Genomic DNA, 19,134 nt, shown 5'->3' with positions numbered 1-19,134 from the left:
TTTAAAAGGTGGCGCTCTAGCTTGCCCTCAATAATAATTAGTGGGGGCTGGATATGCCCATTTGGCAAGAAATCGTTAGATTTATTGATTGGTTTATTCCCGCGGAGGCCAACCTCGAGCGCTCCAAGCGGGGACTCGCGCAGAACTTCATATTCACGCATCTGTTCGGACCGGCACTGTCGCAGTCCATCAGTCTGTTTCTCTATCTCAGCGACCCGCATCGGGGCGCTGCCTGCTGGACCGTCATCGTTTGCATCTGGTTGTTCTGGACACTTCCGTTTGTCTACAAGACGAGTGGCAACCTGCAGCTATCGGCGCTGATTTCGGTTGAGCTGCTTGCCTTCACCTCGCTGTTCGGTGCCTATTTCTACGGCGGCGTCAGTTCGCCCTTTCTGCCGTGGTTGATCGTCAGCCTGCTGCTTGGTTTCTTCTATCTATCGGAACGGCCGATCCTTGTCGTCGGCCTGTTCACGTTCAACATTCTTGGCTTCGTTCTCGCCTACCTGCTGTGGGGCTTTCCGACGCTTCTGTCGCATGAGCAGCTTTCGATGGTCGGGTGGATCTCGATCCTGTCCGCCACGATCTACATGTCGTGGATGGCAATCTATTACGCCAACATGATCACCGTGGGATCCGAGCTCGAGCGAGAAGCCGAGCACCATCGGGAAACAGCGGTGCGCCTGCGCGAAGCCAAGGACATGGCCGACGAGGCGAACCGTGCAAAGTCGATCTTCCTGGCCAAGATGAGCCACGAGCTTCGAACGCCCCTGAACGCGGTGATCGGCTTCAGCGAGATCTTGCTCGAGGATGTGGAATTCGAGGGCAAGAACAGCCGAAGGAAGCCGGATCTCGAACGGATCAACTCGGCAGGAAAGCATCTGTTGTCGCTGGTGACTGACGTCCTCGATCTGTCCAAGATCGAGTCCAACCATGTCGAGCTGAAGATCGAACAGTTCGATCTGAATGACATGGTTCACGAGGTTGTGGCCACGGTTGAGCCGGCGGTGGCCGAAAAGAAGAACAAGCTCGTCGTCAGGTGCCCCTCCAACCTGGGCATCGTGTCCACGGACCAGACCAAGCTGCGGCAAGCTGCGCTCAATCTGTTGAGCAATGCGGCGAAGTTCACGGAAGGGGGCACGATCATCCTGTCCGCGCAGCGCCGCAGGCATCAGGCGGGCGACTGGATCGAGATCCAGGTGCAGGATACCGGGATAGGCATCACCGAGTCCGAAATCGGACGACTCTTCCAGAATTTTGGTCAGGCCAGCCAGGCGACATCTAGCAAGTATGGCGGAACGGGCCTCGGTCTTGCGCTGAGCCAGAAGCTCTGTGCCTTGATGGGCGGAGGCATCTCGGCAACCAGCGAGCCGGGGCGGGGATCCTGCTTCACGATACGCGTGCTGGCCTGGATGACCGAGCAGCGGCCGGCCGACGAACCATCCATCATGCCCGCGTTTGCGGCTGTCAGTCCATCGGCGGTGTAACGATGTCCATCCAGAACTCGAATGTGACGCGTCTCGAGGACTTTGCGTCACAGGAGCCGAGCACCACCGACAGTAATGCTGAGGTGCGTCCACACTTGCTGATCGTCGACGACATCAGCGACAATCGCGCGATCCTTTCGCGGCGCTTCGAACGGCGCGGCTTTGCCGTCACGGAGGCGGAATCCGGGCTTGCCGCCATTGAACTGATCGAGAGAGAGACGTTCGATCTCGTCCTTCTCGACGTCATGATGCCTGGAATTGACGGCATAGAAACCTTGAAGCGGATCCGCGATCGAAAATCGGCGTCCGCACTTCCCGTCATCATGGTTACCGCCAAGTCGGAAAGCACCAACATTGTCGACGCCCTCGAGTGCGGCGCCAATGACTACGTCACGAAGCCGGTGGATTTTTCGGTCGCATTGGCGCGGGTTAATACGCAGATCAGCCGCAGGCGCGCCGAGCAGCAGGTGGAGTTTGCGAATGAGCAGCTTCGCAGGACAAATGAAGCATTGGAGGCGCGCGTGGAAGAGCGCACCAAGCGCCTCGCCGACGCCAATCAAAGGCTCAAGGAAGAGATCGCGGATCGTGAGGAACTGCAGGCGAGATCCCAATATCTAGCTTATCATGATTCGCTGACGGGGCTCGGCAATCGGATGCTGTTCAAGGAACAACTCGAGCAGGCGCTTACAGACGAAACGGTGACACCGCATCCGCTTGCGGTCCTGTTCGTAGATCTCGATGGATTCAAGGCGGTCAACGACACCGGGGGCCACTCGGTCGGCGATCTGCTTCTGAAGTCCCTTTCTGCCAAGCTTCGCGATCTGCTGCCGCCAACGGACCGCATTGCGCGGCTTGGCGGCGACGAGTTCGCGATCCTGCAGATATCGGGTATCCAACCATCAGCGTCGCTCGCTCTTGCGGAGCGAGTCATCGAGGTCGCGGCTCATCCGCAGACTATCGAGGGAAACGACGTGACTGTGGGCGCGAGCGTCGGAATTGCGATTGTGCATCCTGGTGAAATGAATGCGGAAACCGTCCTTAAATGCGCGGATCTCGCGATGTACAGCGCGAAGTCCGGCGGTCGCGGCACATTTCGCATGTTCGATCCGCAGATGGATGCCATCGTCCAGACCAGGCGGTCGCTGGAGCGGGATATGCGCAACGCGTTGGCCCAGGGCGACTTCAGCCTGTTCTATCAACCGCTGGTTAACCTGCAGACCAAGAAGGTAACCGCCTTTGAAGCGTTGATGCGCTGGCATCATCCCGAGCGGGGCTCGGTGGCGCCGTCGGAATTCATTCCGGTCGCCGAGGAAATGGGCCTGATCCTGCCGCTGGGCGAGTGGGCCTTGAGACAAGCATGCATGGAGGCGATCCGCTGGCCGGACGAAATCAACCTCTCGGTCAATCTGTCTCCCTTGCAGTTCGCCAAGGGGAACCTTGTTTCCACGGTCATGAGCGCGCTGGCTTCATCGGGACTGCCAGCGAGCCGCCTCGAGCTGGAGATCACGGAATCGGTCTTGCTTGAGAAATCCGACAGAAACATCGGGATCTTGAACCATCTGCGCTCGCTGGGCGTGCGGATCTCGATGGATGATTTTGGCACGGGCTATTCCAGCATCGGTTATCTGCGCAGTTTCCCTTTCGACAAGATCAAGATCGATCAATCCTTCGTCCGGGACGTGCTCGTCGACGAGGGAAGCCTAGCCATCGTTCGGGCGATCGCCGGGCTCGGTGTGAGCTTCGGCATCACGACAACCGCCGAGGGAGTCGAGACGGAAGAGCAAATGCATTGCCTGAGCCGGGAGGGCTGTATCGAAGTTCAGGGATACCTGCTCAGTAAACCGGTGCCACCGGCTGAAGTGCCAGGATTGCTGGAGCAGCTTAAAGCCGGCGGAGCGCCAGCTTCCGATTCTTGAGGTGTGTGCTTCCACGGCTACATGGCGCCGTTGAACATCTCTTGAATTGTTGGCGACACGGTAGCGCCGGGCCAAGGGTGATCCCACCAAAGTTGACGATTTTCCTGCAGCCTTCCTGAGAGTTGTCTTAGCTGCACAGCCAAGCCGCCTGCGCCAGGTCGGAAGCTAGGCGAGAAAGAACCGCTTTTAATCAATCGCTCGATGGCCTTCGTTGGTAAGCACGGGCACGTCGTCGCGCATTTCGACCAGGTCGACTTCAATCAAGGTCTTGAGATCGTCTGGATTGACTGGCGTTAATTTCGTCCGCTTGGCTTTGATATCGCGCAGCGCCCAGCGGAGGCGGATTGCCGTGTCCAAATCAAGATCGGCAAGTGGTGAGAGTGGTTGATTTGCTGTCGTTAAGTCGTTTACCGGGCCGCCGTCGACGGTAGTATTCTCTGGGGCAATTGTATTGGTTTGTGAGGGTTCGGCCACGGTTGAAGCGGCTTGCGAACGGCCTCTAGACGCCGCCGCTAACATTTCTGCGAATTCGTGAAGTTTGTCCGCTGCGCTCATTTTCCCTTCGCCTTAGAAGCCGCCGGATGCCTGGCCTGCCTTAACGTTCCGAACCGCCGTTGTTATGGCTTCCGAACTGCAGGTCGTTTGGTGTCTTAGTGACTTCAGAGAGTCGGCCGTTGTCTTCATATCGGGCTGCGAGATCAAGAAGACGCTTTTTGATGAATGGGTCGGCTTTCTCCGCAAGATCGCGCACAACTTGGGCGCGCTGTTTCTTAAATTCATCGTCCAACATGATCGGCCCTCAACGCAACAAACAAAGTGCAATGCACGTAGTATACTGCTTTTAGCTAGTCGCGAAAAGCCTCACGTCAGTCTCCCGGCGGCTTCAACTCGTCTATGACATCGAATTCAAAAGTGGTGCCTTCAAAATCGTTCTCTGCCAACTACTCATTGCAAGGTCCTGGTTTGAGAACTCTTTGAGATGGTTGACGTTGCCAACCTGCGTGCTGGTATCCACATAATCAAGACTGTTTTCAGGAGGCGCTCAACGGGCAAGCATGCCGGAATAGGCTCAGCCTAATGCGCATCGGCATCACGTCGGTGGGCAAATGCACTGGGGACGGCATGATCATCGTTAGCGCTGATTCAATCTTGGCGGTTCAGATTGTCCCTGTAAGGGGGTCTGGGTACTAAAATCAGACAATGGTTTCTACCTCTTAAGGCAGAGACGATGGCGCGGCGGACCAGGATGAAAGCTTCGACACGCCGCAGCAGGCGCTGGATTGGCTAAGGCAATGTCTCCCAACAGCGACCTTGCCAGACAGCATCGAGCCGCCAAAATCGTTGAAGCGGCGGGGACCAAAGCCCGCCGGTTCACGCCGGCGGGTTTTCCTTGCCGTGAACCGTCTGGCGCCCTTAGACTGTCGCCATTGATTCAAAAACGGAGTGCGGACGTGGCGACAGGTACAGTTAAGTGGTTCAACGCGACTAAGGGCTATGGATTTATTCAACCCGACGACGGCGGCAAGGATGTTTTTGTGCACATCTCGGCCGTAGAGAGAGCCGGCCTGAGCAGCCTCAATGAGGGTGCCAAAGTGAGCTACGAAGAAATGAGCAACCGTGGCAAAACGTCCGCCGAAAATCTGAGAGTCGGATAGAAATCAATTCCGCCGTCTCGCCGGCATCTGAAAGAGAAACGGCCCCAGCCTGGGGGAATGCTGGGCCGTCGTTGGCATGTCAACGTGCCGGTCAATGCCCGTTCCTAAAGGAGGGATGCGCCGGTTGCCGAGTTTATCGTGTAGGGCTGAGGGGTGCCGGCCGGTGCAAACTTAATAATCGTTAATCTCAGGTTGCTACGCATGGCCCAATCGCGGAAACCCGCCCAAGCCCCCGCGAGAGTACGAAACCCGCCGACCTCAACCCGGCGGGTTTCTGCTTTATGCGCCCGTGCTCACGTGCGCCTTTGCAAATAGCGGCCTGAGGTCGGCGCCGCGGTGTCCGCAAACCTTGCCATAAAGCAGCGATTCCAAATCGGATAGTCGAAGGCTGTCCGGCCAACGGTTGGCGTCGATCAGGACGGAGTGCGAGCATTTGTGGGCGCCGCAGTAGACGAGCAGCCGGGAAGGACCAGACCAATTTCCCCGAGCGTGATCATCTGTTCGCGTGCACGGCCCGGCCGGATCGCCGTTCGGGGCTTGCCTCTCGGCGGCGTTGCGCGCGCAATGGGGCGCACGTAAGTGCCGTCCTTGCAAGTATACCCCGCAACATGCTGCTGCGTCCTGGGTCGGACGCCGCTGACTGGACCGCCAGTGCATCCCGCTACTGGCGCGTAGGGCTGTGTCAGTTGCTCCCCAGGTAGGTGGGTTTCCGCCGCTCGAATTAAGAAGGGAAGGGGAGTGAATTTTTTGAGGGGCAGAGATATCCACGATCGGATCTACATGAGCCGTCGAGAGCCAAAGACCACGGCGGCCAGAACGCGAAGCAGCCAAATACGCCAAGCTCAATGCCGATATCGGCGAGGAGCGAGGACATGGTGAAGGGCCACAGGTCGACACTCTTCATCGAGGTGACGAAGTAGGAGTTCTAGAACGTCGTACTGGAATCGACACGCACTATCGAGATCGAGGAGTTCGGTGCGGCAGACCTCTATCGCTGAAGTTTGGTCAGAGTTTCTGAAGGCGACTCGCCAAATTGCAAACGATAGCTCCTGGCGAAATCGCCTAGGTGCCAAAAACCGCAGGCGAGTGCGCACGCTTTGACGCTACCCATCCCTGCCAGCAGTCGCTGGCGCACGAGCCATAGCCGTCTCAAGCGTAGATATTGATGGAGGCTCATTCCCTGGTGTCGCTGAACCGCATCGTGCAGGGTTCGTACCGAGACGCCGACATTTCGCGCAAGTTCTCCGCTGTAGACTGGACGCCCGATGCTCTCGGACAATACTGCCTGGATGTCCCGGAAAAGTTTGAACTGCCCGATGGAGTTCGCACGAGAGGTCCACCTTGCATCAATAACGTTGGCGAATGCGCCATCGATGGCGGCAACCAGGGACTCCCGCATCGCCGAGGAAACCTCGCCCACTTCGGAGGCATCGAATCCCAAAGAGCTTGATAAGATGTGCCTCACCAGTTCGCGGAGGCGATAATGCGCAGATGCACTCGTTTCAAACACCTTCCAATTCGGACCTGCTTGGGGCCACCCACGATCTTGCATTTCCTGCGTGAAGATAACCGACGTGAATTGTAGCTCGGTCCGTTCGACCGTAGTGTATGTAGCACCATTGCGTCCGATCACGATAGCCGACCGATCTTTTTCGACCCCGTTGAAGCGAATGGATGAACCCTCGTCCATCAAAAATCCGACGGCGGTGCAATTTGGGGCAAGTTGGCCTTCGGCAATCCGTGGGAAGGACTGTGCGAAATTGATATCGCAACCCGGCAGATGCAGGATGGTTTGCGCAGCCGAGATTCTCCGCACGAGCGGGGTGAACTCCACGGCCAGATTTCGCACGGCAGTCCGATATTGATCAATGTCGCTGAAGCGAAATACTTTTGGGGCAAGCGTTGGCAGAACGTCGCTGTTCATCACGTAATTGGCGTTGGCAACCGCGGTAGGATCGCCATTATGGCATTGACCTCAGAACGGAGTTTGACGTCCATCAATTTTTGACCACCGGAGTAATACGGATCGAGCTAGGCCGGCGGAAAGGACCAGCCCCCAGCCTTCTTCTCGGGCCTGCCGAATTTCGACATTGTTTCAGTGAACTCTCGGTACCATGCCACCAATCACAGCCGAATATATAACGCTCGATTAACCATTACGGCGTGATCATTCCACCACTTGTACGAGCATGCAACGGCGGATCGACACAGGCCGGTTTGTCACGGCCGCATAGCTAGTCAAAGCTGGGCTGTCCGAGTGGTGCGTTTGTGTGTGGCTTTCGAGTTTTTGTGTCATTCATTTTCTTTTTTTGCTTCCGACATAACGAAGCAGTGCGGTGATTGCGGATGTCTACGCCCCTAAATTCTCATGGGCTGCACCAGCGGGCAACCCGACCTGACTGCTCGCGCCAGAGACCATTTGATGTTTTGACCAACCTCGCCGCACTGCTGTCGAGCGTTGAAGGTTTGCAAATTCACACAAGGGAGGATTTGCGCCGCGCCATCCTTATTCTTGACCTCGCAAACATGTGCATCCAATCGCTCGTTAGGCAGATCGGGAATGGGGCGGCCAGAGAACAGTTGCTGGCGTAGTCGGCGAGGATCGATCAGCTCATTGAAGCTGCGCGTGGCGAGGCCGTTCATCTATGAGTTCTGCAATTGCTTTAGTCAAATTCAGTGCCTTTACTGCGGGGAATCGTCATGAAGTGGAATAATCGAAAGGCAGCCCGCATTCAGTTAGAACACAAGCACCGCGTCGATCTCATGGTGTCGATGGAAGACGGCGACGAATTTGCGCCGCTTCTCGACGATCCTGAAAGCGCCGCTAAGCTCGAGGCAGGGACTCTACCGCATTCAAGACAGAAGAGCTTTCTTGGTTTTATTCAGCGCCGGTATGGCATTTCGCCGGTGCATCCCAGTTCAATCAGTGAGGTGCCCAAGCCGGTCTTGATCAGACCGGCGCTTGACCGAAACCTATCGCGACCTTCCGCGTAGCGCATTTCACGCAATTCATTCTGCAAATCCATTTCGGGTCCCAGCGACCCGCGGAGCCCTGCCATGTCTTTCAATTTTCGTATTCGCGGCCGTCTGATTACTGGCTTTATCGCCGTATCTGCAATCACCGCGCTCTCGGCTGGATATACCGTGTTCGCGGTCGGTGGTATTTCCTCGACCGTCGATCGCATGGTGAACCAACGCACGCCCGTGGCGCTGGCAAGTGCGGAACTGGTCGGCAATCTTTATTCCACGCTGGCGACGTTGCGGGGCTACCTGCTGACGGGAAATCCTCAGGGCAAGCTCGACCGCATGGCGATGTGGAAGGAGATGGACACCAACGTGGCTGCCTTTGATGACAAGGCGGCGCAATTTACGAACCCTGAAAACAAGCGCAAATGGGCCGAGGCCAAGGTACTGCTCGCGGAGTTCCGCGCTGCCCAGGACAAGGCTGAGGCGCTGGCCTTCACCGCCGACGCATATCCGGCGACGAAGCTCATGACTGCCGAAGCCAACCCACGCGCCGAGGTAGTATTCTCCGAGATCACCAGGATGATCAACGAGGAGGAAGGCCTGGAGGCAACAGCCGACCGGAAGAGACTGCTCAAGGCCATGGCAGATACGCGCGGCAATTTCGCCGCCGCTATGGCGCAGCTGCGCCTGTACCTGTTGTCCGGTGAGGGGAGCGACAAGGACAAGTTCGCCAGACCGTGGGAGCTGTTCGAAAAAGGCTTCGCCGCCGTGGGTGCGCAAAAGGGACAGCTCACCATCGCGCAGCTGGCGTCCTTCGAAAAGATCACACGGGCACGGAGCGAGCTTGCGCCGCTGTACGAAAAGACATTCTCTCTCCGGGAGTCCACGAACTGGAACGCGCCCGTCGAAATTCTCGTTACCGAAGCAGCGCCGCGCGCACTCAAGATCCTTGACTTGCTCGATGGGCCCAAGGGTCTCGACGGCACTCGCTCCGGAGGCATCAAGACGCACCAGAAGAAGATGCTCGTTCAAGAGCAACAGGAGGTTCACGCGAGTATTTCGTTCCTGGAGATGGTCCTATGGGGGTTGCTCGCGGCGGGACTGGGCGTTAGCGCGATGATTGCGCTATTTACGGCGCGTTCGATCGCAACCCCGATCCAGGGAATGACCGCCGCCATGGGCAAGCTCGCCGGCGGCGACACATCTATTGTTGTGCCGGCGATCGGACGCGCCGACGAGATCGGCGAGATGGCGGGCGCGGTCCAGGTCTTCAAGGACCACATCATCGAGGCAGACCGCTTGCGAGCCGAGCAGGCGCAGTCGGAAGCGCGTGCCGCGGCTCAGCGTAAGACGGAAATGCACGCGTTGGCTAACCGGTTCGAGAACGCGGTTGGAGAGATTATCGAGACGCTGTCCTCGTCTTCGACAGAACTGGAGGCCGCGGCCAATACGCTGACCCGGACCGCCGAAAGTACACAGGAACTCTCCACCACCGTCTCTGCCGCCTCCGAGGAAGCATCGGCGAACGTCCAGTCGGTCGCCTCAGCCAGCGAGGAAATGAGTTCCTCCGTCAACGAGATCGGCCGTCAGGTGCTGGAAGCGGCGAGAATCGCCGGCGCGGCTGTGGAACAGGCGCAAAAGACCAACGACCGCGTCACCGCCTTGTCGCAGGCTGCAGCCCGCATCGGCGATGTCGTCGATCTGATCAACACCATTGCCGGACAGACCAACCTGCTGGCTTTGAATGCCACCATCGAAGCGGCGCGGGCTGGAGAAGCGGGGCGCGGGTTTGCCGTGGTCGCATCGGAGGTCAAGGCGCTCGCCGAGCAAACAGCGAAAGCGACTGGCGAAATCAGTCACCAGATTGCCGGTATCCAGTCCGCGACGCAAGAGTCGGTGGCCGCGATCAAGGAGATCAGCGGAACGATCGACCGCATATCGGAAATCTCGTCGACCATTGCCTCCGCTGTCGAAGAGCAAGGAGCCGCGACCCAGGAGATTTCCCGCAATATCACGCAGGCGGCGCAAGGCACCCAGCAGGTAGCTTCGAGCATCGCTGACGTGCAGCGCGGCGCGAGCGAGACCGGCGCCGCTTCAAGTCAGGTGCTGGTATCGGCCCAAACGCTGTCGAACGATAGCGTAAGACTCAAGACCGAAGTCGACCAGTTCCTCGCAACGGTGCGCGCGGCCTGACGGCGCCCTTGCACTCCAAGGTGCTTTCTTTCGATTTGGAATGGAGGATGCATTGATGAGTTCTGTAGTGCGATTGCACGAAGGATCAACCGGAACCGCGCGTGCGACTGCCGACGGGGTACGGGACAGTGTCGTTGAGTTGCCGTTCAGAGAAACGAGGCTAGAACTGGCTGGGGTGAAAAGCGCATATGAAATGCTGCGCCAAAGCATCGACAGCCTGCAGCGAAATCTCAAGATACTCGCGGATGTCAGCAGGACGATCGATGATCGTGAGGCACGTCAAGTGCTTCAGGAGCAAATCGCGTTGACGAACGACTTGCTTGTGATGCGGTCGGATCAATTGTCCGACGCGGAGAAGTCATTGCAGGAGGCACTTCGCCGTGTAGCGACCGTAGCACGTTCGCATTCAGGACCGCGTGGCTGATCAATAGGTTTCCGGACAGCAAAATCGTAGTGACGAAGTACTAGCCAGAATGGATATGGTCAGATCTGCAGAATAAACATCGTCAATGACGCGCTTTTGGAATCATCGCGGCTATGTCGTCCGGTATGGAAAAACGAAAGAGCGGTCGGGTCGAATTTTCGAAAGGCATTGATGTCCATATAGTGGCAATTGATGGGACTTGGCGAAGAGCTTGTACAATGTGGGACGTTTCAGTTGGTGGGCAAAATTGACAGCCCTCGAGTCCATCGAAAGACTCCCCTCAAGGGAATTCTTCTTGCTTCTTTCTTCTCCTGGTCTCGCGTTTCGGCGCTGCGAACTGGCTTGGGTTAATGCGGATCAACTGGGTGTTCGATTCTTCCAGAACCAGGCGTCAAAGGGAGGACAACGCCGAGATGCGACAAATACCTAGGGTCAACATTCTGGGCGTTCTGAGATCGCAAATTAGCCCGCATGCAGGGATCGCCGTTAGGTAGCAGAAAATGTTCCTGCAATGGACGCGATTTGTTCCCAACGTGAGTTGGGAATCATCCGTATTCTACCATGGAAGGCGGTGGAGCTATAGGCGACAGACTTTTTTGCTCACCGGCCAGTGAGGCTGGAAGAAAGTGCCACTACCTGACAGATCGATCGTCTAGAATCACAAACTGCAATTGGCTCATGTCGGGCCACGGGTTCAGATCTCAACCGATACCTCTCTAAGCGTACACGCCGCGGCTTGCTTGGTCCCGATTGGCACCCGATCGCTGGGAGCGCTCTTCCGACCACTGATGGACCCAGCTTCGCGTTCGCAGCATTCGAAGCTATGGATTCCCACCCATGCTCTGTCCGATGCGCCACAAAGTGCCGCTTGGATCGACGATCACAAGTTCGCGGATGCCCCAAGGCCTATCTTTTGGGGGATCTACCTTGATCTCGTACTTGTTCTTCAAATCCTGAGCTTGAACGTGTTGCCACCAAGCTTCAACGTCCACCACGAACAGATGGATTACGACATTATCAGCGCGCTCTTTATTGTTGAGTTTTTGTAGCACGAAGCTTGAGTTGCCATGCCGGAAATGCGTTTGGGTCCCATCAGACCAGCCAAGTTCAAATCCTAAGTGCTGGTAGAACTGCTCCGACTGATCGAAATTGCGGGCAGGCACCAATGCCTTCACTTCAGAACTCGTCATTTCGCTCGTACGAAAGCTCGCCGCATCGACTGTGCTCGACCGTCCCTCACCATGCTTCGGAAGAACGGCATGGAGGTAAACGACCGTGCTAGGACCTGCGGTCATTCGATGGGCCTTTTCAAATCAGTGACCACATCCAGGACGTTGTGCAATTGGCTCGCACGAGGACGGTCAAATGAGAGCAACTGATCAAACTCCGATGGTGGGTACGACACGCCATCGGCGTCGATGATCTCGACGGCCCACCCCGTTTTTGAAAGTGCTCGCGCTTTTGCAACGGACAAGGTGGGTCCTGCTCGGACTAATACCGTGGTGTCGCCGTCTTTGACCGCTCGGATCGTGAAATTCATAGGTAGTGCAAACTAACAATTGGGCGGTACGCAATACCTGATCCGCCCCCAATCAATGTGAGCGCCAGGTATTAAAAAATTACTTCAGATAATCGCGTTAATTGAGAATGCCTCTCAGAGCCGATGTCCGCTTTGGTCATTTCGCATCAAACTGACCGTGCAGGTCACTGGCGGTCGTTCTGAACGTTGGCACTTCTATGCTCAATCGAACGAGTCCGACGCAGCGATCGCCTGCACCCCCGGGATGGCACGGACGCCGCCATTAACCGAGTCTTAGCCCTAAGCGTGCGGATCATCTGGGCTGTTGTGAAACTCCGAGGGAGAGGAATCCCCCGTGCTCAAAGACGGCACTTACGCGGCGTGGTTCAAGACCCCGCAGGGCCAAGGTACCGGTATTGCCCATGTCGCTGATGGGAAAATTTGGGGTCGCGACAGCGTCATGACCTATAGCGGCACTTGCGTGGTCGACGGAGATCGATTCACCGCGGCCATCACGACCAAGAGGCATACCGAGGGGCACACGGTCTTCGGCAGCAACGATGAACTCCAGCTGAAGCTTGAGGGATCGTGCTCCGGCAAGATCGCTCGTTACGTTGGCATGGCTGAGCAGTTTCCGGGCGTGCTTCTTGAGGGAACGCTCATTCTTAGCGAACAACAACCGCCAACACACGAGCCGAGCGCGCCGCCGCCAAGGTTCGACCCCGACAGACTGCCGAAGTTGCCGACGCGCGGCCGGTGATCCGATCAGATGCTGGCTTCAGGGTCGGCAGGCGGGGAAACGTCGCGCCCCCGCCATATCGCTCATTACAAAATTTTTCAGCAGCATGGGGACCGGCGGTCACGCTCCCGAGCAAAAGCCCAGCAGCCGGGTTCGACTGCCGGGGCGATCGCAAGCATGATTTTCGTGATGAAACGTCCTGCAAGCTACGCAATACGCGGCCGCGGTCCTTGATCAGGATCAATAGACCGTGCCGGGTCGCTCCCGCGTGCAGCATGCCGATGACCAGGACATTCACCAAAGCGGCACCGCTGAAAACTGCCATCATCGAACGCGGCAGGCTCGCCGCGCGGCTAACCGGATCGAGGCCGACGCCGTTGAGGCGGAATGGGCGAACGCGATGCGACGGTTCGTGTCGTCATGCTCGCTGCCGGTCACAGACGATCCGCAACACGTCATCGCCGCACTGGCGTATGTGGCTCAACCGGCGAACCGATGTTTGGTCCCTGCCAGCAGTCTACGTAGCGGTTGACGACGCGGAAGAGGGCGCGATCGCTTCTTCGTTCCGTGATGCTGTAGAGATCGCACATCTATCAAGGGCCGTCCAATGAACGAGCTGATTCATGCGCGCTAGTCACGATTGCTGCGCAGGTCCTTTAGTTTGCGCACGTAGTAGCCCTGGCTCTGAAGCGCTGACCTAATCTCGTCACTGACTTTGATGACCCTCCTCTTGCTCTTGCGCCATTTCCCTTGCTCGCCAATAGGTGGCATCGGAAATCCCTTCTTCACAACGAGCAGATTGCGCTTGGTGTTGAAATACACGTCGACCATATGCTGCCTCCCCTCAAACGACAGAGCTTATCGCCTGTGAGCAAAAGCGCGGGTTGCCAAAATGCAACACCGAGTCAGTACCGGGTGTTCGTGGTCGCGCGCCAGCAAGCGATATTTCTGGTGGGTCGCAGGCCGATTGGCAGCGGCCATTTATTCTGGCTATTCGAATTTTCGTGTTGAGTTGTAGTAATCGCCTGCCGGCATTTTTGGTGCTCATGGCCAGCGATTACAGCGCTCCGGTGCCCGACTCGTAATCCACGACCGCTAGGGATAATGTCGACTCCGTGGCACTTCCACTTGGTCAAGCTTAGAATCGTGGAAACGGAGAAGCGTCGAGTCACGTCAGACTTACCACCACTGTTGAGGGTGAAATGGCCCTGCATTTCAGCCGCGTTGGTCCTGCAACAGAGCAGTTAGAGATATGGAGCGCGAGCGAACGCGGCTTTTCGTTCGTAATCAGTAACGAGAGTAGAGATGGGCCTGGACTTCACGGCAAGCCCGGCTTTGTAGCTTCTTGGCGCCCCATCCATATCAACAAGCCTGCGATCAGGGTGGGCGGATCACCCTTCAAGACGTTGGCCGAAGCCGAGACGGCCTGTGAGGCTATGTTGGCGCACCTGACCAGATAGCTTCGGCTTTGGCGAAGCCGACGCAAGCTGAAGGCCAATGACTGTTTTCGTTTACGTCAACACGAGCAACAGATCGGAGACAAAGACCACGGTACTCGCAAATGTGGATGCCGCAGGAAAGTGGTTCGAAAACGATCCTGAAGGCGTCGGGTTCGAGAAGGTATTAAAATAGTCGTTGATCCGCGCGCCTCTGCCGTGCGCACTTGCTGGTGGTAAATCGCGAGCGCACAATAGGGCTCGGTGTTGCACTTTGGTAACCCATTATTTTGCTCGCAAGCGATAAGTTCATCGCTTTGGGAGAGAGGCATATGGACGTGTATTTGAACACCAAACGTGATCTGCTCGTTGTGAAGAAGGGATATCCGATGCCGCCCGCTGCAGCGCAGGGAAAATGGCGTAAAAGCAAAAAGAGGGTCGTCAAAGTCAGCAACGAGATAAGCTCCGCGCTCCAGAGGCAGGGCTACTACATGCGCAAGCTAAGGGACCTGCATGGTAATAGAGACTAGCGCAGGATGATCCCTCGCGGCAGCTTTCGATGAATGTGCAATCTATACAGCATCACCACCAACCAAGAAGCGATCCGCGCGCTCTTCCGCGTGATGAAGGTCAGCCATTCTCAAGTCGGTAACGTTTTTAAACAAAGTCGGCTTTCAGACGATTGAAGACGTACTCGGGTCCAATTCGACCGACCAGAGGTCGCATTTTGAGCCGAAGCGGACGTCTGAGTCCTCGAAAGCTGGATGCGAAACCATAATTTCTGTGTGTTCTTCCCGCCCGACGCAGGATAGGCGATAATCCGGGAGGCTTAGCGCGGTCGAGCCTCAATCACGTTGTGGATGCCCGCCGGAAAAACGAGCGTCAACTCGAAGCCGGACTTGGCAAAGAGCTCTGAAAATTCCTCGCGCGTTCGCTCTCGTCCGCCCGGCGAGACCAGCATATTAAGATCGCTGAACTTGGTTGCCGGCATTTCATTTGGGGGCGCGACGAGCCGCTCGATGAGAAGCAATTTTGCACTTTCCCGCATTGCGCGCCGGCACACTTTCAATATGGCGATGGCTTCGTCGTCTTCCCAATCGTGAATTACCACCCGCATTAGATAAGCATCAGCGCCTTCAGGCACCGTTTCGAAGAAACGTCCGCCGACGACATCGCATCGCTCGATTACGCCGCGTTCCATCAATATAGCCGTTGCTCCCGCTACGACGTCCGACTGATCGAACAGCGTGCCGCGCATGTGAGGGTGAGCGAGCAGGATCGCGGCCAACATCAAACCCTGCCCGCCGCCCACATCCACGATATGTCGAAACGAGGAGAAATCATAAGCGCGGATCACCGCTTCGGCGCTCCCCCGCGAAAGTTGAGTCATCGCCCGATCGAACGTTGCACCGTATTCGGGGTGCTCGGCGCGGAATTGCCACACGTCCTTGCCATTTAGATCTTGAAATGCGTTCTCGCCGGTTTGGACGCTATGCAACAGGTGGCCCCAAGTTTGCCAGAAATAGGGGCTTCCGACGACTTCCGCCCACGCCCCGAGCGGCGTCACGGAATCCGTACGCAAACAATCGCCCATGGGAGTGAGGGTGAACCTTCGGCCTTCCTCTTCCAGGAAAACACCCACTGCCGCGAGCGCGCGCAACAATCGGTATAACGAATCGGGATGGCTTTTTGTCAGCGCCGCGAGTTCGCCGGCAGAACGAGCCCCGCCACTTAGATGATCAGCGACTCGCAGGGCTGACGCGACATGGATCGCCTGCGTGATCTGAAAACCATTGATCAGGCCCAGCAGATCCAGCCGAGGGTCGGATGTCACTTGACGGGTCTCCGTCACTGGGTCGCTTTGAAATCAAAGGTTTTCGCGAGATCGGCAAGGCGTCGACGGTATTGATCCAGCAAAGCGGCGAACTCGGCCGCGGTGCCTGGACGGGCGGTCTGTCCAACGGCGGCCAGTCTTTCACGAATGCCGGGATCGCTTGCGACGACGCGGACATCAGATGCAATCCGGTCGCGCAGTGTGTCGAGCATTCCGCGTTTGCCGTAAAATCCCACCACGCCGTCCATTCGAAGCTCGGGGAATCCGGCTTCGGTTACGGTCGGCACATCAGCAGCAAGCGGCACGCGAACGTCGCTGGCAACTGCAAGGAGCCGCGCTCTGCCTGACTGCACCTGCGGCATGATCACACCCAGCGCGTGAACGAATACATCTATGCGGCCCTCGCCAAGATCCTGCAGAGCAGGGCCAACGTCGCGATAGGAGACAAAAGCGAGATCCAGTTTCGAACTCTTGAAGAACCCGCCTGCAACGAAGGGCGGAAGACCAGGCGAAGCGGCCCAGTTCAGCTTGCCCGGTTGAGCGCGAGCCGTTCGAACCAAGTCGTCGAGCGAGCGGATTGAACTCTTTTCGGAGGCCGCGATTGCAAGGACAACGTCCGAAGTCGGGGAGATCGGGACGAGGTCACGAACCGGATCATAGGGCAGCTTTTGTTGCGTAATCGGATGGACAGTAAAAACGGCCGATATTGCATACAGGAGGGTATGGTCGTCATCGGTGCCGAGAAAGGCAGAGACTCCGATCACCCCGTCGGCGCCTGGCCGGTTTTCCACGATGACGGGCTGTCCCCAGCGTTGGGAGAGTCGTTCGGCAAAGAGCCGGGCGGTGAAGTCCGCCGCGGCTCCCGCCGGCACGGGTAGAATTAAACGGACAGTCCGATGCGGCCAGTCGGCGGCAAGGACAGCAGAACTCCAGGAAAAGACGGCGCCCAGAAGGATACCGATGACAGCGGCCGAGCGACTGGAAATGCTCATGGCATCCTCCTTCAGCTACCTGTGTTCAACGATTTGAATTCACGCGAAGACCGTACCAGGCCACGTCCGTGCGCGCTTAACCTCCGGCTTACCATTTGCTCACCGATAGCTTATCTTTCGGCACCAGCACCGTCTCAAGTAACCTAGGTCATGGCAGCTTGCGCTATTTCTTCGATGATTTCGTATTTGACGCTGAACGGCGCGAACTGCACCGCGGGACGGACATAGTTTCCGTCCCGCCACGAGTATTCGATCTGCTCGACTACTTGATTTGCAACAGGGAACGCGTCCTCAGCAAGGAAGAGATTATCAAGGCTGTCTGGAACGGCCGTATCGTATCTGACGCCGCGCTGACGACCCGGCTGAATGCAGCTCGGAACGCGATCGGCGATTCCGGCGATGAGCAGCGCCTCATCAAAACACTGCCGCGCAAGGGCTACCGCTTCATCGGACGCGTGCAGGAGGCACAGGAGGACGCAGATCCAACCATCGCCGGTCGCCCGATAGAACCGCCTCAGCCGGCTCTCAGGCTGCCTGATAAGCCTTCAATCGCGGTTCTCCCCTTCGTCAACCTGAGCGCCGATCCGGAGCAGGAATATGTTGCTGACGGAATGGTCGATGACATCATAACGGCGCTATCTCACTTCAAGGCATTGGTCGTCATTGCTCGGAACTCCAGCTTCACTTACAAGGGGCGCGCGGTCGATGTGAAGCAGGTCGGGCGCGAGCTTGGGGTGCGCTATGTTCTGGAAGGAAGCGTCCGCAAAGCAGCAAACCGCATACGGATCACGGCACAGCTTCTCGATACTGCAACCGGCGGACATCTTTGGGCGAACCGAATCGATGGTGGGCTCGGCGACATATTTGATTTGCAGGATCGCGTGACCGAGAGCGTTGTTGCCGCCATTGCACCGGCCATGGAAAAGGCGGAGATCGAGCACACCAAGCGTAAACCGACAGAGAGCCTGGATGCTTACGCCTTCTATTTGCGCGGGATGGCCAAGGTCTACCAGTTTGCGAGCCAGCGAGCGAACGAGGAGGCGCTAGGCCTATTCTATCGTGCGATCGAGCTTGATCCAGACTTCGCATGTGCCTACGGGCGTGCCGCCTCCTGCTTCGCCCGCCTGAAGGCTGATAGTTGGATTGTAGTCACTCCGAACGAGATAGCCGAGGTTGTGCGGCTCACTCGGAATGCGATCGAACTGGGTAGAGACGATGCAATCGCGCTCACCGCGAGCGGATGGGCCTTAGCGTTCGTCGTTCACGATCTCGGCGCAGCCGCCGACTTAATGGAGCGGGCGCTTGTGCTGAATTCCAATCTGGCAGAGGCGTGGCGTTTCGGCGCATGGGTGAAAAATTGGCTCGGAGAGCCCGAAGCAGCGATCGAACGCTTCGCGCGTGCTATGCGCCTGGATCCCCTAGATCCACGGATGGGCGGAATGCGAAGCGGCGTCGCGCATGCATGTTTCTTTGCCGGCCGCTACGAAGAAGCGGCAGGCTGGGCTGCGATGGCATTGCAGGACCATCCAAACTTCCAACCCGCGCTGCGCATCGCAGCCGCAAGCAACGCGATGGCTGGACATATGGGGCGGGCCCGGCATTTATTGGCCAGGCTGCGAGAGCTAAATCCCACGCTGGTTCTTTCCAATTTGAAAGACGGGTTGGGGCCTTATCAAAAGGCCGAGAACGTTTCCCGATACGAGGAGGGATTGCGCCAAGCTGGACTGCCGGAATGAAAATCGACATTCAGGTGGCTCACTTCAGCTAATGGCCCGAGGCGGCTGTTCAGCACTCCAAGGACTAACGTCCGCTGTCCGAGGGCACAGCGGACCTAACGCAAACGGCGTCCCACGGCCGGGTGTGACCCATTGCAGACCTGCGGCCACCGTACTCCGCAAGTGACACAATCTTGGCACACTGTTCCGGGTAGGCAGGGCTCAGCAGGCGACTGGCAATGCCAGCACCGATAGCAAAG

Annotated in this window: 18 protein-coding genes and 2 pseudogenes; 11 read left to right on the top strand and 9 right to left on the bottom strand. The window is 57.4% G+C overall.

Features of this window, described 5'->3' with window-relative positions; genetic code table 11:
- The first annotated feature begins 53 nt into the window (after positions 1-53).
- Entirely contained in the window at positions 54-1,484 is a 1,431-nt protein-coding gene (locus V1278_RS00660) for a sensor histidine kinase (RefSeq protein ID WP_334379333.1), read from the top strand.
- Positions 1,485-1,486: 2 nt separating this feature from the next.
- Positions 1,487-3,400, top strand: a complete 1,914-nt coding sequence (locus V1278_RS00655) for a putative bifunctional diguanylate cyclase/phosphodiesterase (RefSeq protein WP_334379332.1) — start codon at positions 1,487-1,489, stop codon at positions 3,398-3,400.
- A gap of 186 nt (positions 3,401-3,586) precedes the next feature.
- On the opposite strand, the gene V1278_RS00650 is transcribed toward V1278_RS00655, so the two are convergent.
- Together V1278_RS00650 and V1278_RS00645 are read right to left on the bottom strand one after the other, a co-directional pair.
- Positions 3,587-3,955: a hypothetical protein gene (locus V1278_RS00650; RefSeq protein ID WP_334379331.1), complete on the bottom strand. Its 369-nt coding sequence runs from the start codon at positions 3,953-3,955 to the stop codon at positions 3,587-3,589.
- Between the two features lie 40 nt (positions 3,956-3,995).
- A complete protein-coding gene (locus V1278_RS00645; protein WP_334379330.1) occupies positions 3,996-4,190 on the bottom strand; it encodes a hypothetical protein in 195 nt (64 codons plus the stop codon).
- Positions 4,191-4,851: 661 nt separating this feature from the next.
- On the opposite strand from V1278_RS00645, the gene V1278_RS00640 reads away from it, so the two are divergent.
- Positions 4,852-5,055: a cold-shock protein gene (locus tag V1278_RS00640; protein ID WP_334384067.1), complete on the top strand. Its 204-nt coding sequence runs from the start codon at positions 4,852-4,854 to the stop codon at positions 5,053-5,055.
- Positions 5,056-6,043: 988 nt separating this feature from the next.
- Here V1278_RS00640 and V1278_RS00635 read toward each other — a convergent pair.
- Complete coding sequence (locus V1278_RS00635; RefSeq protein WP_334379329.1) at positions 6,044-6,979, bottom strand: helix-turn-helix domain-containing protein; 936 nt, start codon at positions 6,977-6,979, stop codon at positions 6,044-6,046.
- 434 nt (positions 6,980-7,413) lie between these two features.
- Positions 7,414-7,698 (bottom strand): hypothetical protein, encoded by a 285-nt coding sequence (locus V1278_RS00630; RefSeq protein ID WP_334379328.1) that lies wholly within the window; start codon positions 7,696-7,698, stop codon positions 7,414-7,416.
- A 57-nt stretch (positions 7,699-7,755) separates the two neighbouring features.
- On the opposite strand from V1278_RS00630, the gene V1278_RS00625 reads away from it, so the two are divergent.
- The 4 genes and pseudogenes from V1278_RS00625 to V1278_RS00610 all read left to right on the top strand — a co-directional run bounded on the left by V1278_RS00625 (position 7,756) and on the right by V1278_RS00610 (position 11,069).
- Positions 7,756-8,049: a hypothetical protein gene (locus V1278_RS00625; protein ID WP_334366991.1), complete on the top strand. Its 294-nt coding sequence runs from the start codon at positions 7,756-7,758 to the stop codon at positions 8,047-8,049.
- 63 nt (positions 8,050-8,112) lie between these two features.
- Positions 8,113-10,215 (top strand): HAMP domain-containing methyl-accepting chemotaxis protein, encoded by a 2,103-nt coding sequence (locus tag V1278_RS00620; protein ID WP_334379327.1) that lies wholly within the window; start codon positions 8,113-8,115, stop codon positions 10,213-10,215.
- 55 nt (positions 10,216-10,270) lie between these two features.
- A complete protein-coding gene (locus V1278_RS00615; protein WP_334366994.1) occupies positions 10,271-10,639 on the top strand; it encodes a hypothetical protein in 369 nt (122 codons plus the stop codon).
- A gap of 113 nt (positions 10,640-10,752) precedes the next feature.
- Positions 10,753-11,069: pseudogene (locus V1278_RS00610) on the top strand (PilZ domain-containing protein).
- Between the two features lie 391 nt (positions 11,070-11,460).
- Here the strand turns inward: V1278_RS00610 and V1278_RS00605 are convergent.
- Together V1278_RS00605 and V1278_RS00600 are read right to left on the bottom strand one after the other, a co-directional pair.
- Positions 11,461-11,814: a VOC family protein gene (locus V1278_RS00605; protein WP_334379326.1), complete on the bottom strand. Its 354-nt coding sequence runs from the start codon at positions 11,812-11,814 to the stop codon at positions 11,461-11,463.
- Between the two features lie 116 nt (positions 11,815-11,930).
- On the bottom strand, positions 11,931-12,179 hold the full coding sequence (locus V1278_RS00600) for a hypothetical protein (RefSeq protein WP_334366996.1): 249 nt from the start codon (positions 12,177-12,179) through the stop codon (positions 11,931-11,933).
- Positions 12,180-12,513: 334 nt separating this feature from the next.
- Here V1278_RS00600 and V1278_RS00595 point away from each other — a divergent pair, with 334 nt between their 5' ends.
- On the top strand, positions 12,514-12,918 hold the full coding sequence (locus tag V1278_RS00595) for a hypothetical protein (RefSeq protein ID WP_334379325.1): 405 nt from the start codon (positions 12,514-12,516) through the stop codon (positions 12,916-12,918).
- A gap of 609 nt (positions 12,919-13,527) precedes the next feature.
- On the opposite strand, the gene V1278_RS00590 is transcribed toward V1278_RS00595, so the two are convergent.
- Complete coding sequence (locus V1278_RS00590) at positions 13,528-13,728, bottom strand: hypothetical protein (RefSeq protein ID WP_334379324.1); 201 nt, start codon at positions 13,726-13,728, stop codon at positions 13,528-13,530.
- Between the two features lie 937 nt (positions 13,729-14,665).
- Between V1278_RS00590 and V1278_RS00585 the strand changes: the two genes are divergently transcribed.
- Together V1278_RS00585 and V1278_RS00580 are read left to right on the top strand one after the other, a co-directional pair.
- Complete coding sequence (locus V1278_RS00585; protein WP_334379323.1) at positions 14,666-14,863, top strand: hypothetical protein; 198 nt, start codon at positions 14,666-14,668, stop codon at positions 14,861-14,863.
- 33 nt (positions 14,864-14,896) lie between these two features.
- Positions 14,897-14,989: pseudogene (locus tag V1278_RS00580) on the top strand (SOS response-associated peptidase); the annotation flags it as partial.
- Between the two features lie 173 nt (positions 14,990-15,162).
- Here the strand turns inward: V1278_RS00580 and V1278_RS00575 are convergent.
- Positions 15,163-16,167, bottom strand: coding sequence for a methyltransferase (locus V1278_RS00575; RefSeq protein WP_334379322.1), 1,005 nt, complete (start codon positions 16,165-16,167; stop codon positions 15,163-15,165).
- A gap of 14 nt (positions 16,168-16,181) precedes the next feature.
- Positions 16,182-17,159: a Bug family tripartite tricarboxylate transporter substrate binding protein gene (locus V1278_RS00570; protein WP_334379321.1), complete on the bottom strand. Its 978-nt coding sequence runs from the start codon at positions 17,157-17,159 to the stop codon at positions 16,182-16,184.
- A gap of 158 nt (positions 17,160-17,317) precedes the next feature.
- Between V1278_RS00570 and V1278_RS00565 the strand changes: the two genes are divergently transcribed.
- Positions 17,318-18,895 (top strand): winged helix-turn-helix domain-containing tetratricopeptide repeat protein, encoded by a 1,578-nt coding sequence (locus tag V1278_RS00565; protein WP_334379320.1) that lies wholly within the window; start codon positions 17,318-17,320, stop codon positions 18,893-18,895.
- Positions 18,896-19,134 lie beyond the last annotated feature (239 nt).

Source organism: Bradyrhizobium sp. AZCC 1577, from assembly GCF_036924575.1.
In the GTDB taxonomy this organism is placed as follows: domain Bacteria; phylum Pseudomonadota; class Alphaproteobacteria; order Rhizobiales; family Xanthobacteraceae; genus Bradyrhizobium.
Note: the sequence above shows the minus strand (reverse complement) of the source record. Positions and strands in the feature narration are given on the sequence as shown.

Coding starts and splice junctions, on each gene's coding strand:
- V1278_RS00660 (WP_334379333.1), top strand. CDS start 54: ATGCCCATTTGGCAAGAAATCGTTAGATTTATTGATTGGTTTATTCCC.
- V1278_RS00655 (WP_334379332.1), top strand. CDS start 1,487: ATGTCCATCCAGAACTCGAATGTGACGCGTCTCGAGGACTTTGCGTCA.
- V1278_RS00650 (WP_334379331.1), bottom strand. CDS start 3,955: ATGAGCGCAGCGGACAAACTTCACGAATTCGCAGAAATGTTAGCGGCG.
- V1278_RS00645 (WP_334379330.1), bottom strand. CDS start 4,190: ATGTTGGACGATGAATTTAAGAAACAGCGCGCCCAAGTTGTGCGCGAT.
- V1278_RS00635 (WP_334379329.1), bottom strand. CDS start 6,979: ATGAACAGCGACGTTCTGCCAACGCTTGCCCCAAAAGTATTTCGCTTC.
- V1278_RS00630 (WP_334379328.1), bottom strand. CDS start 7,698: ATGAACGGCCTCGCCACGCGCAGCTTCAATGAGCTGATCGATCCTCGC.
- V1278_RS00625 (WP_334366991.1), top strand. CDS start 7,756: ATGAAGTGGAATAATCGAAAGGCAGCCCGCATTCAGTTAGAACACAAG.
- V1278_RS00620 (WP_334379327.1), top strand. CDS start 8,113: ATGTCTTTCAATTTTCGTATTCGCGGCCGTCTGATTACTGGCTTTATC.
- V1278_RS00615 (WP_334366994.1), top strand. CDS start 10,271: ATGAGTTCTGTAGTGCGATTGCACGAAGGATCAACCGGAACCGCGCGT.
- V1278_RS00600 (WP_334366996.1), bottom strand. CDS start 12,179: ATGAATTTCACGATCCGAGCGGTCAAAGACGGCGACACCACGGTATTA.
- V1278_RS00590 (WP_334379324.1), bottom strand. CDS start 13,728: ATGGTCGACGTGTATTTCAACACCAAGCGCAATCTGCTCGTTGTGAAG.
- V1278_RS00585 (WP_334379323.1), top strand. CDS start 14,666: ATGGACGTGTATTTGAACACCAAACGTGATCTGCTCGTTGTGAAGAAG.
- V1278_RS00570 (WP_334379321.1), bottom strand. CDS start 17,159: ATGAGCATTTCCAGTCGCTCGGCCGCTGTCATCGGTATCCTTCTGGGC.